This window comes from Microbacterium sp. NPDC087665 (genome assembly GCF_044743285.1).
Lineage (GTDB): Bacteria > Actinomycetota > Actinomycetes > Actinomycetales > Microbacteriaceae > Microbacterium.
In genome coordinates, this window is the sequence record NZ_JBIUWD010000003.1 from 625,962 (window position 1) to 637,638 (window position 11,677).

11 protein-coding genes and 1 tRNA gene are annotated in these 11,677 nt (G+C 67.6%); 9 read left to right on the forward strand and 3 right to left on the reverse strand.

Annotated elements, in window-relative coordinates:
- The first annotated feature begins 188 nt into the window (after positions 1-188).
- The 5 genes from topA to ACIOSY_RS09775 all read left to right on the forward strand — a co-directional run bounded on the left by topA (position 189) and on the right by ACIOSY_RS09775 (position 6,600).
- Positions 189-3,029, forward strand: a complete 2,841-nt coding sequence (gene topA, locus ACIOSY_RS09755; protein ID WP_400852603.1) for a type I DNA topoisomerase — start codon at positions 189-191, stop codon at positions 3,027-3,029.
- Positions 3,026-3,655: a dTMP kinase gene (tmk, locus tag ACIOSY_RS09760; protein WP_400852605.1), complete on the forward strand. Its 630-nt coding sequence runs from the start codon at positions 3,026-3,028 to the stop codon at positions 3,653-3,655. The genes topA and tmk overlap by 4 nt, the downstream gene beginning before the upstream one ends.
- Before the next feature lie 77 nt (positions 3,656-3,732).
- A complete protein-coding gene (locus ACIOSY_RS09765; RefSeq protein ID WP_400852607.1) occupies positions 3,733-4,890 on the forward strand; it encodes a DNA polymerase III subunit delta' in 1,158 nt (385 codons plus the stop codon).
- Positions 4,891-4,928: 38 nt separating this feature from the next.
- Positions 4,929-6,446 carry an alpha/beta hydrolase gene (locus ACIOSY_RS09770; protein WP_400852648.1) on the forward strand — a complete coding sequence of 506 codons (1,518 nt, stop codon included), beginning with the start codon at positions 4,929-4,931 and terminating at the stop codon, positions 6,444-6,446.
- 81 nt (positions 6,447-6,527) lie between these two features.
- Positions 6,528-6,600, forward strand: a tRNA-Thr gene (locus ACIOSY_RS09775).
- Between the two features lie 66 nt (positions 6,601-6,666).
- On the opposite strand, the gene ACIOSY_RS09780 is transcribed toward ACIOSY_RS09775, so the two are convergent.
- A complete protein-coding gene (locus tag ACIOSY_RS09780) occupies positions 6,667-7,548 on the reverse strand; it encodes a M23 family metallopeptidase (RefSeq protein ID WP_400852609.1) in 882 nt (293 codons plus the stop codon).
- 186 nt (positions 7,549-7,734) lie between these two features.
- On the opposite strand from ACIOSY_RS09780, the gene ACIOSY_RS09785 reads away from it, so the two are divergent.
- Positions 7,735-8,316: an isochorismatase family protein gene (locus ACIOSY_RS09785; protein ID WP_400852611.1), complete on the forward strand. Its 582-nt coding sequence runs from the start codon at positions 7,735-7,737 to the stop codon at positions 8,314-8,316.
- Positions 8,313-8,846 carry a DUF1697 domain-containing protein gene (locus tag ACIOSY_RS09790; protein ID WP_400852613.1) on the forward strand — a complete coding sequence of 178 codons (534 nt, stop codon included), beginning with the start codon at positions 8,313-8,315 and terminating at the stop codon, positions 8,844-8,846. Before ACIOSY_RS09785 ends, ACIOSY_RS09790 begins: the two co-directional genes overlap by 4 nt.
- On the opposite strand, the gene ACIOSY_RS09795 is transcribed toward ACIOSY_RS09790, so the two are convergent.
- Complete coding sequence (locus tag ACIOSY_RS09795; protein ID WP_400852615.1) at positions 8,843-9,067, reverse strand: hypothetical protein; 225 nt, start codon at positions 9,065-9,067, stop codon at positions 8,843-8,845. The two genes, ACIOSY_RS09790 and ACIOSY_RS09795, sit on opposite strands and share 4 nt — an antisense overlap.
- 25 nt (positions 9,068-9,092) lie before the next feature.
- On the opposite strand from ACIOSY_RS09795, the gene ACIOSY_RS09800 reads away from it, so the two are divergent.
- Positions 9,093-9,614 carry a CGNR zinc finger domain-containing protein gene (locus ACIOSY_RS09800; RefSeq protein ID WP_400852616.1) on the forward strand — a complete coding sequence of 174 codons (522 nt, stop codon included), beginning with the start codon at positions 9,093-9,095 and terminating at the stop codon, positions 9,612-9,614.
- Positions 9,615-9,645: 31 nt separating this feature from the next.
- Here ACIOSY_RS09800 and ACIOSY_RS09805 read toward each other — a convergent pair whose 3' ends face one another.
- Positions 9,646-10,194, reverse strand: a complete 549-nt coding sequence (locus ACIOSY_RS09805; RefSeq protein ID WP_400852618.1) for a type 1 glutamine amidotransferase domain-containing protein — start codon at positions 10,192-10,194, stop codon at positions 9,646-9,648.
- Between the two features lie 153 nt (positions 10,195-10,347).
- Between ACIOSY_RS09805 and ACIOSY_RS09810 the strand changes: the two genes are divergently transcribed.
- Positions 10,348-10,989 (forward strand): HD domain-containing protein, encoded by a 642-nt coding sequence (locus tag ACIOSY_RS09810; protein ID WP_400852620.1) that lies wholly within the window; start codon positions 10,348-10,350, stop codon positions 10,987-10,989.
- Positions 10,990-11,677 lie beyond the last annotated feature (688 nt).

Consider the following 11,677-nt stretch of genomic DNA (forward strand, 5'->3'; position numbering starts at 1 on the left):
CGCACGACCCGCTCGGTGCGGGCCTCGTGGCGACCGTGGAGGTCCAGGCGGCGTACGCTGGACTCGCTGCCGTCTCCCGAGCTCGTGCCGGACAACCCGCGGGCGAATGACGGCGGAACATACCCCCTCACTGTGAACCACCCGAAAAGTGGGGTGTGTATGGTGTGCTTCGAAGAAAGGACGCACCCTTGGCTGAAGGCAAGAAGCTCGTCATCGTCGAGTCCCCGACGAAGATGCGGTCTATTCAGGGATACCTCGGCGACGGCTACGAGGTGCTCAGCTCCGTCGGCCATATTCGCGACCTCGCTGACAAGAAAGACATTCCGGCGGCCGATAAAGAGGCATACGGGAAGTACTCGATCGACATCGACAACGGGTTCGACCCGTACTACGTCGTCTCGGATCGCAAGACGAAGACCGTCGCCGAGCTCAAACGAGCTCTGAAGACGGCCGACGAACTCCTGCTCGCCACTGATGAGGACCGCGAAGGCGAGGCGATCGCCTGGCACCTGCTCGAGACGCTCAAGCCCAAGGTCCCGGTCAAGCGCATGGTCTTCCACGAGATCACCAAGGACGCGATCCAGGCCGCCGTCGGAAACACGCGTGAGCTCGACCACGCCCTCGTCGACGCGCAGGAGACCCGACGCATCCTCGACCGCCTGTACGGGTGGGACGTCTCGCCCGTGCTCTGGTACAAGGTCAAGACCGGCATCTCCGCCGGTCGCGTGCAGTCCGCCGCGACCCGCCTGATCGTCGACCGCGAGCGCGAGCGCATGGCGTTCGTCTCTGCGGAGTACTGGGACGTCGACGCCTCGGCAGCGGCGACCGGAACGTCGTTCCGCATCCGCCTGGTCCGTGTCGACGGCGGCCAGTTGGCCCGTGGAACCGACTTCGATGACTCCGGTTCTCTGAAGAAGGCCGTCATCGTCCTCGATGAGGCCAAGGCCACCGCCCTCGCCCAGGCGGTCGCATCCGTCGGCGCTGGAACGGTCACCAAGGTCGAGGCCAAGCCCGGAACACGGAGCCCCTACGCGCCCTTCACGACCTCGACCATGCAGCAGGAGGCCGGACGCAAGCTCTCGATGGGGGCCAAGCAGGCGATGAGTGTCGCCCAGCGCCTCTACGAAAAGGGTTTCATCACCTATATGCGTACCGATTCCACGGCGCTGAGCACCCAGGCGGTGCAGGCGGCGCGGAGCCAGGCGGTCTCGCTCTACGGCGACCGCGCCGTGCCGTTGAAGCCGCGCGTCTACAAGTCGAAGAGCAAGAACGCCCAGGAGGCGCACGAGGCGATCCGCCCGTCGGGAGAGACCTTCCGCACCCCGGCATCCGTCTCCTCGCAGCTCGACCGTGACGAGCAGCGGCTCTACGACCTGATCTGGAAGCGCACGGTCGCCAGCCAGATGTCCGACGCGAAGTACGAGACGACCACCGTCACGATCGCCGTCGACGCCGCAGGTCAAGTGGCCGAGTTCACCGCGTCCGGAACCGTCTACACCTTCAAGGGCTTCCTCGAGGCGTACGAAGAAGGACGCGACGAGAAGCGCAGCGATGCGGATGCCGCCGAGAACCAGTCGCTTCCGGCCGTCGCCGTCGGCGACGAGCTCGCGGTGTCGGATGCCGAGGCCAAGGGTCACCGCACCACGCCGAAGCCCCGGTACACCGAGGCGTCGCTGGTGAAGGTGCTCGAGGAGAAGGGCATCGGTCGCCCGTCGACGTTCGCCACGATCCCCGAGACGATCCTCGATCGCGGATACGCCGTCAAGCGCGGTCAGGCGCTCGTGCCGACCTGGCTGGCGTTCAGCGTCGTCCGCCTGCTCGAAGAGCACTTCGCCGAGCTCGTCGACTACGACTTCACCGCATCGCTCGAGGACGACCTCGACACGATCGCTCGGGGCGAGCAGAACCGCGTGGAATGGCTCAAGTCGTTCTACTTCGGCTCCGACGCGCACGCCGGTCTGCGCAAGGTCGTCGACAACCTCGGCGAGATCGATGCCCGCGCGCTCAACTCGACGCCCATCACCGACACGGCCACGCTGCGCTTCGGCAAGTACGGCCCGTACCTCGAGGTGGCCGATCCCGAGAACCCCGAGGCCAAGCCGCGCATCGTCAACGTTCCGGAAGACCTCGCGCCCGACGAGCTCACCGCCGCCAAGGCGCAGGAGCTCATCGACGCGCCCGTCGCCGGTGACCGCGTTCTCGGCGAGAATCCCGAGAACGGCAAGATCGTCGTCGTGAAGGACGGCCGCTTCGGCCCCTACGTGCAGGAGAACGATCCGGTATCGGAAGACGCGGCGGTCGATGAGACGACCGGTGAGGTCGTCGAAGCTCCGAAGAAGCGCGGGGCGAAGAAGGAAGTGGCTCCCAAGCCGCGCACCGCCTCGCTGTTCCGTTCGATGTCGGTCGACGAGATCGAACTCGACACCGCGCTGCAGCTGCTCAGCCTGCCGCGCGTGGTCGGCACCGACCCCGAGACGGGCGATGAGATCACCGCGCAGAACGGCCGGTTCGGTCCGTACCTGAAGAAGGGCGCAGACTCCCGCTCGCTCGAGAACGAGTCGCAGATCTTCGATGTGACCCTCGAGCAGGCGCTCGAGATCTACAAGCAGCCGAAGTACGGCGCGCGCCGTGCCTCGAGCGCTCTCGTCGAATTCGAAGCCGACCCCGTGAGTGGCAAGCCGATTCGCATCCGCGACGGCCGATTCGGTCCGTACGTCACCGATGGGGAGACCAACGTCACGATCCCGAAGGCCCAGAAGCCGGAGGACATCACGTTCGAGGTGGCCGTGCAGATGCTCGCCGACAAGCGGGCGAAGGGCCCTGCTCCCAAGCGCGGATCGCGCACGGCGGCGAAGAAGGCTCCTGCGAAGAAGCCCGCCGCGAAGAAGCCCACCGCGGCAGCAGCGAAGAAGGCGACCACGACGAAGGCCGCCGCGACCAAGGCTGCGACGACCAAGGCCGCCGCACCGAAGAAGGCTCCTGCGAAGAAGGCTCCGGCGAAGAAGGCTCCGGCGAAGGCGGACTCGTGACCCCAGGTCGTGGCCGCTGGATCACGCTCGAAGGCGGCGACGGCTCGGGCAAGACCACGCAGTCGGATCTGCTCGCATCCTGGCTCTCGGATGCCGGGAACGCGGTTCTGCGCACCCGTGAACCCGGTGGGTCCGAGGTCGGACAGCTCATCCGCGACATCGTGCTCCATCACCGCGGCGACATCGCCCCGCGCGCCGAGGCCCTGCTCTACGCGGCCGATCGGGCGCACCACGTGGCCACGGTCGTGCGACCGGCGCTGGAGCGCGGCGAAATCGTGTTGCAGGACCGCTACCTCGATTCCTCGGTCGCCTATCAGGGTGCCGGGCGTGTGCTGGATGCGACCGAGGTGCGCGATCTCTCGCTCTGGGCTGCGGAGGGCGCGCTGCCCGATCTCACGGTCCTGCTCGACCTCGACCCGCAGACCGCGCGCGAGCGGCTCGACTCGGCCGACAAGCCGTTCGATCGTCTCGAGGCCGAGAAGGCGGATTTCCACGGGCGAGTCCGCGATGCCTTCCTCGCCCTGGCGGACGCGGAACCCGAGAGGTTCCTCGTGGTCGACGCCTCGGCCTCGACCGACGTGATCGCGGCGCAGATCCGTGCGCGCGTCGAGTCCTTCCTCGCGTAGCCGGCCCTCCCGCGCCGAACGACGATGACGACTGCACCTGTGCCGTCCGTGTCGGCGGTCACGATTAGGCTGAGTGCATGCCTGAGACCGTGATCGCTCCGTTCCCGTGGGGCGATGTCTGGGGGCAAGATGCAGCGGTCGAGACGCTGCGGACCGCGGCATCCGACCCGGCAGCCCTCTCGCACGCCTGGCTCATCACCGGCCCACCGGGTTCCGGGCGCTCGACTCTCGCCTACGCGTTCGCCGCCGCTCTGATCGCCGACCGACCCGATGACGAGGCCGCGATGCGTCAGGTTCTCGCGGGCACGCACCCGGATGTCACGGCGCTGCGCACCGACAAGGTCATCATCACCATCGCCGAGGCGCGCGCCCTCGTCGAACGCTCGTACTTCGCCCCGTCTGCGGGCCGCTACCGCGTCATCGTCGTCGAAGACGCCGATCGCATGGTCGAGCGCACCTCCAACGTGCTGCTGAAGGCCCTCGAAGAGCCGCCCGAGAACACGGTGTGGATTCTCTGCGCACCCAGCGAAGCCGATCTGCTCCCGACGATCCGCTCCCGCGTCCGCTCGTTGCGACTCCGCGAACCCGACGTGGCCGACGTCGCGCGACTCATCAGCCTGCGCACGGGCGTCGACGCGGAGGTGGCCGAGCAGGCCGCCCGCCACGCGCAGCGCCACATCGGCATGGCCCAGCGCCTCGCCACCGATGAGTCCGCACGACGACGACGCGATGACACCCTCCGTTCGGTGATCGGGGTGCGGGGAGTCGGCGACGCGGTCGAGGTCGCCGGGCGCATCATCCAGGCCGCGACCGAAGATGCGAAGGCCCTCACCGCCGAACGCGACGCGGGGGAGCGGGCGAATCTGCTGCGCATGGTCGGCGTCGGCGAAGGCCAGGCGGTTCCTCCGGCGCTGCGCGCCCAGCTCTCGGCGCTCGAAGACGACCAGAAGAAGCGCGCCACCCGCAGCCTGCGCGACGGCATCGACCGGGTGCTCACCGATCTGCAGTCGATGTACCGCGACGTCGTCATGCTGCAGTTCGGGCGCAACGACGTGCTCATCAACCGCGAGTTGCTCCCCGAATTGGATGCGATCGCGGCGGCCTGGCCGCAGACCCGTACGCTGGTCGTACTAGACCACCTCGCCGACACCCGGCAGTCGCTGGAGCGCAACGTCGCACCATTGCTCGCCCTCGAGAGCTTGCTCGTGACCATCACGAGCGGGAGGACACCGTGAACATCCGACAGACGTCCCGTCTCCGCCGCGCCGCCGTGATGATCGCCGGCCTCGCCGCCGCATCGGTCGCCCTATCCGGCTGCCTCTACGCGATGATCCCCGAAGAGGCAGCGCCCCGCCCGTCGTCGACGAACGCGCCCGACACCGAGGGTGTCTCCGCCGACCTGCTGCCGTTCTACGAGCAGACGCTCGACTGGACCTCCTGCGGGAGCGTCGGGTTCGACTGCACCATGGTCACGGCGCCGCTCGACTGGGAGAACCCGAGCGCCGGCGAGATCGAGCTGTCGGTGATCCGTCACCAGGCCGAGCAGACGCCGATGGGCTCGCTGTTGACCAATCCGGGCGGCCCGGGCGCCAGTGGCGTCGAACTCATTCGCGACAGTCTCGACTTCGCCGTCGGCTCCGCGCTCATCGAGAACTACGACGTGATCGGGTTCGACCCGCGCGGTGTCGGCGAATCGACCGCAGTGACCTGTTTCGACGCCGCCGCCATGGACGATTACCTGTACAGCATCCCCGCCTCGCCGCGGGGCAGCGCCGAGTGGGAAGCCGAGCTCACCGAGCGCAACCAGGCCTTCGCCGATGCCTGCGACGCGAACAGCAACGGCATCCTGCCCTACATCACGACGATCAACTCGGCCCGCGACATGGACCTGATCCGGGCGGTGCTGGGCGACACGCAGCTGAACTACCTCGGCTACTCGTACGGCACCTTCCTCGGTGCGACCTATGCCAAGCTCTACCCCGAGAAGGCCGGCCGCCTCGTGCTCGACGGTGCGATCGATCCCGCGGTTCCGGGGCTCGAGGTCGGCGCCACGCAGGCTCTCGGGTTCGAGTCGGCGCTGCGCGCCTACATGCAGGACTGCCTCGACTCGGGTGACTGCCCGTTCAACGGCTCGGTCGACGATGCGATGGCCGATCTCGGCGCGCTGCTCGCCAGCGTCGACCGCACCCCGCTGAAGAACGGCGATGGTCGCATGCTCGGGGCCGATTCCCTGATGACGGGCATCATCGCCGCGCTCTACTCGCAAGACAGCTGGCCCTACCTCACGCAGGCCCTCGACGAGGCGCTGCAGGGCGACCCGACCACCGCCTTCGTGCTCGCCGACTTCTACAACGGCCGCGAGGGCAACGCCTACCTCGACAACTCCTCCGAGGCTTTCCGCGCGTACAACTGCATGGACTACCCGGTCGAAGACGACCCCGCTGCCGAGGCCGCGATCACCCAGAAGATCGAAGAGGGTGCGCCGACCATCGCCCCGTACTGGAACGGCCCCGACTCCTGCGAGGTCTGGCCGTACCCGCCCACGGGCACGCGCGGTGAGATCACCGCCGAGGGAGCCGGCCCCATCCTGGTGATCGGCACGACCAACGACCCGGCCACCCCCTACGAGTGGTCGGAGTCGCTTGCCGACCAGCTCGAAGAGGGCGTGCTCATCACTCGCGTCGGCGAGGGCCACACGGGGTACAACAAGGGCAACAGCTGCGTCGATGATGCCGTCGAGGCGTTCCTGCTCGATGACGTCGTGCCAGAGGACGGCCTGCGCTGCGAGTGACACGCGAGCGAGCCCGCCTCGATTCGCGAGCGAACGCGAGACAGGGTAATATCGGTGATCGCGCCGGTTTGCCCGTCGCACGCCGCTTTAGCTCAGTCGGCAGAGCATCTCACTCGTAATGAGAAGGTCGTCAGTTCGATTCTGACAAGCGGCTCAGTGAAACCCCCGGACTCCTGAAGAGTCCGGGGGTTTCGTCTTTTCTAGGCTGCGCCGTCGCGGTCTAGGCGGCCAGTTTCGCGAGTGCAGCGAGGATCTCGCGCTCGCGCGACCACGTGCCGTTTCCGCGGTGTGTTCCGGTCTGCGGGTCGAACACTCCTCCGCTTTGCAGCACGACCTCCCGCGGAATGCCCAGGCCATCGAGCAGCTCTTGGAACTGCGCCCAGGAGAGTTTGTGGATTTCGTCGCTCGGTGATGTGACGTTGCGCGTGACGGTGGCCTGCGCGGCGGTGCCGTAGTGCGAGAGGTACTGCGGGGCGATCGCGTACTGATTGCCGTTGACGCTGATGCTGTAGGTCATCTGGTTCTCCTTGCGAGGGTCGGGAGTGGGGAGGGTGGGAGGGGTCGGGGAATTGGCCAGAGGGGCGTTCTGGACGTACGGGAGCGGATCGACTGCTCGGCCGTTCTGCCGCAGCTCGAGGTGCAGGTGCGGTCCGGAAGACCTGCCGGTGCTGCCGACCGCGCCGATCAGTGCACCCCGCTTGACGGTCTGCCCGACGTTGAGGGTCGAGCGATTGACCATGTGCGCATAGCGGGTCGACCAGCCGTCGGCGTGGTTGACGAACACCGCGTTCCCGTAGGCGCCATTGGTGCCGAGCGTGCCGTTGGCGGCCACGACCCCGTCGGCCACGGCATGGATCGGCGTGTTCGTCGCAGCCGGATAGTCCTGACCCGCGTGCATCTTGCCGCGTCTCATGCCGAACCGAGATCCGGCCGCCTGACGATAGGCGAACGGGTGCCCCCACGAGACGGCAGCGGCCGCGGGGTCCGGCGAGGCGAACAGATCGACCGTGACAGCCGTCGCCGCGACCGTGACACCGGTGAGGGCCATGAACGTGCGTCGCGAAACGGGTTGAGCATCGGCGTGCTCCGGTGGTGGACTCATGCGGGTTCGTCTCCTGTCGTGATGGTCGAGCCCGATTCGGGCCCCGGACAGGTAAGCCCAAACCGTGCGATATGTCTGTCCCCTCTTCGGACTACAGACAGCGCCCACCGCTGCGGGTACCTTCGTTCGGCGTGCGTCTGCGTTTCGGCCCTCGGCTTCACCGTGCGGGCGGCGTACGCTCGTGGCATGAGCAGAGCGCTTCTGATCGTCGATGTGCAGAACGACTTCACCGAGGGCGGTGCCCTCGCGGTGGTCGGTGGTGATGCGGTGGCCACGGCCGTCTCGGCCTACCTGGCGGCCCATGCGGGTGACTATGCGGTGATCGTCGCCTCCCGCGACTGGCACCATGCCGAAGACGACAACGGTGGGCACTTCGCTGACCGACCCGACTTCGTCGACACCTGGCCGGCGCACTGCGTGGAGGGCACGGCCGGTGCGGAGTACGACCCACTGCTGGCGACGGATGCCGTCACCCACCATGTGCGCAAGGGCCAGGGTGTGCCCGCCTATTCGATGTTCGAGGGTGTGACCGACACGGGGGAGACGGTCGGTGCCGTTCTGACGGCAGCGGGAGTGCTCAGCGCCGATGTCGTGGGGATCGCCACCGACCACTGCGTTCGGGCATCCGCTCTCGATGCCGTCGCCCACGGTGTGCACGTGCGGGTGCTCACGGATCTCGTCGCGGGTGTCGGAGCTGAGTCGAGCGCTGCGGCGCTGGCCGAACTCGCGCACGCGGGCGCAGAACTGGTCGAGAGCGCGCAGGCGTGAGCGGCAGCGTCCTGCTGCTGCGCGCCGTGAACGTGAGTGGTCGCAACCGGGTGCCGATGGCCGAGCTGCGTGAACTGCTCACCGCGTCCGGCACGCTCCAGGGCGTGTCGACATACATCGCCAGCGGCAACATCGTGTGCGAGCATCCGTCCGACCCCGCAGCGGCGACCGCCCGGGTGCGTGCTCTCATCCACGATGAATTCGGGGTCGATACACCGGTGATCCATCGCACGCACGAGGCGCTGGTGGCGGCGCTGGAATCGCAGCCGTTCGTCGACCCGATCGACAAGCTTCTGCACGCGATGTTCCTCGAGGGCGAGCCGCGGTCCGGAGCGGTTGAGGCGCTGCGCGAGCGACTCGTGCCGGGGGAGCAGATCGAACTCGTCGGCCACGATCTGTGGATCAACTACGGCGAGACCGGTGTGCACGCCTCGAAGCTCACGAAGGCGGTTCTCGACAGGGCGCTCGGGGTGGCGGGGACGGCGCGCAATCTGCGAACGACGCGGAAGCTCGCCGAGCTCACGGCCTAGTGCGGAGTCGACGGTGCGGCGCCGAGTCCGCGGCTGACCGCGGCGGGCGGCAGGTGCGGCTGAGCTTGCAGGTCGACGCGGCGGGCACCGCAGGCGTCGCACCGCACGTACGACAGGATGCCCTCGCTCGTGCGGTGACGGGATTCGGTGAGCCACGCGTGCTCGTGGGTGGGAGTCGGGGTGGTCTGCCGGGGGATCGGGAGAGTGTTCAACGAGGTCATGAGACCAGCGTGATGTAATGGCCTTATGCATCTCAACCCTTACGGCGAGTACGCGGTGCTGCTGGCGACCTCTCTCGCGAATGATTGGCCCGCCGACCGCGCCGGCGTCGAGGAACGCACGATCGAGATGGGCATGACGATGACGTTCCCGCCCGCTGCCGACGACCATGCGCGGATACGGGAGGTGATCGACGATTGGCTCGCGATCGTCGACGCCACGGACGCGGATGCTCGGGCTGAACTGCTGAACGAGCAGCTCGCGAGAGCGGCGGCGTACCCGCGTCTCACGAACCACGACGGTGAGGGGTGGCACCTCCACTACCGCGACGATGTGCCGTCTCTGCCGTACGTGCTGCGGGCGATCATCAACCTGGGTACGTCGCTGCACCTGGTCACTCGCGGCATGAATCGTCTCGGGCGATGCGAGGCATCCCCCTGCACCAACGTCGTCGCCGACGTCACCCGCAACGGTCGGCAGCGTTTCTGCTCGGTGCGATGCGCGAACCGCGCCGCCGTACGACGGCATCGAGCCCGGGGCGGCGCCTGATCTCCGTCCCGGGCTCGAGTTCGTGGGCAGGCTACGCGGTCTGGCCTGCGTGCTTCCCCTCGCCGATCTCTTCGACGACCTTCGCGTTGAAGGCGGGCAGATCATCGGGTGTGCGGCTCGAGACGAGGCCCTCGTCGACGACGACCTCTTCGTCGACCCAGGTGGCGCCGGCGTTGCGGAGGTCGGTCTTCAGGCTGGGGTAGCTGGTGAGGGTGCGCCCCTCGACCACGCCGGCCTCGATGAGGATCCAGGCGCCGTGGCAGATGACGCCCACCGGCTTGTGCTGCTCGAAGAACGCCTTGGCCAGCGCGATCGACGCGTCGTCGAGACGGAGATTATCGGCGTTCACGACGCCGCCCGGCAGCACGAGCGCGTCGAAGCCCTCCGCCGAGGTGTCGGCGGAGGTGAGGTCGACCGTCTGCTCGTGACCGTTCTTGCCCGTGATCTTCCCCGCAGCGGGAGCGATGAGGGTGGCGCTGGCGCCCTCGGCCGTCACCGCGTCCCAGGGGCTCGTGAGTTCGCTGTCTTCGAACCCGTCGGTCGCCAGGAATGCCACTCGATTACCGGTGAGAGTTGCCATGGTTCGTCCTTTCGGGAGTGCGGAAGTGGATGCCTCGACTCTGCCCCGGGCGGCGGATGCGGGGAAGGGGGTGGCCAGTCGGCGGTGCGGGTGATAGTCCCCGCATCGTCGATGGCGGTGAGCGGTGCGAGACGGCGCCGATAGGCTCGCAGAATGTCGACCGACTCGCCCGCACACGCCTCTGATCTCGATCGTCTCCTCGTGCCGCCGACGGAGGCGTCGCAGCGTGCGATCGAGGTGGCGCAGCAGTGGTGCACTCCCGCCGTGTTCAACCATTCACTGCGCTCGTGGGTCTGGGCGAAAGCGCTCGCCGAAACGCTCGGCCTCGAGATCGACGAGGAACTGCTCTTCGTGGCATCCGTCCTGCACGACGTCGGGATCTCGCCCGCATTCGACAGCCACACCCTCGCTTTCGAGGATGCGGGCGCGGCGGTGGCCTGGGTGTTCTCGGCCGGCGCGGGCTGGTCGGCCGAGCGGCGCACGCGGCTGGGCGAGGTGATCCAGCGGCATATGTGGGTGAGCGTCGATGTGGATGTCGACCCGGAGGGCTTCCTGCTGGAGGCGGCGACGAGTCTCGACGTCGCGCACGCCGATGCGCACCTCTGGGACGTTCGGCTCATCGAGGAGGTCGTGGGGCGGGTGCCACGTCTCTCGTTCGCGGAGGAGTTCGCCGCGGCGATCGCCGAGCAGGCCGCGCGCAAGCCGTCGACGGCCGCTGCTCGTCTCGACGCATCGCGGCGCATCGTCACCGGTGAGGGAAAGTGGGAGATGTCCTCACCTTCCAACGAGCGGTGAGAATCATGCGGTGGGTCCCGTGGGGCTCGAACCCACGACCCGCGGATTAGAAAGGCCAACTACGATTTGAAGGTCCTGACTGATAATGACCACAGTCGACCGCTTAGACGTGGTTTCGCCCGGAATGGCCAGGGATGAGCTCACGTATTTGGTCAAGCAGCACCGCTTTGGTCTAGCCTGGTCGGGCGCGGTCAGATGAGGCGGCGCTGCGAGCGTCGTGAACCACAGCGGGCTGGGCGCTCACACACATGGACGGCGCAGTCGAGGCAACTTACCCTCTCGCGCCGTTTGCGTTGTGGCAGCCCGTCCTCGCCCGGCGGCACGAGTCGGCTAGAACCACAGCCGGAAGAGCTCGACCACGCCCCACACGAGCGCAGCTCCCAGAGCTGCAGCGACCGCGCCGACGATGATCTGTCCGACCACGCCTAAAGTGCTCGCTGCAGTGCGCTGGGTCCAGCTCGGCCCGACGGCTTCGCGTAGTGTCTGCGGCCAGCGCAGGAACCTCGCAACGACACCGACCAACCCTCGCTCATGCTTTACCGCGTCCTCATACCGAGTGCGCGCCTGTCCAATTGCAAGATCAACTGCTGAGACGGGTCTGATGCGGGAACAGGTGACAGTTCTGGTTAGGCCGCGAGGGCCAATTCTTCGTTCATGATGGTCTCGAACTCGACCGGCGTCAATCGGC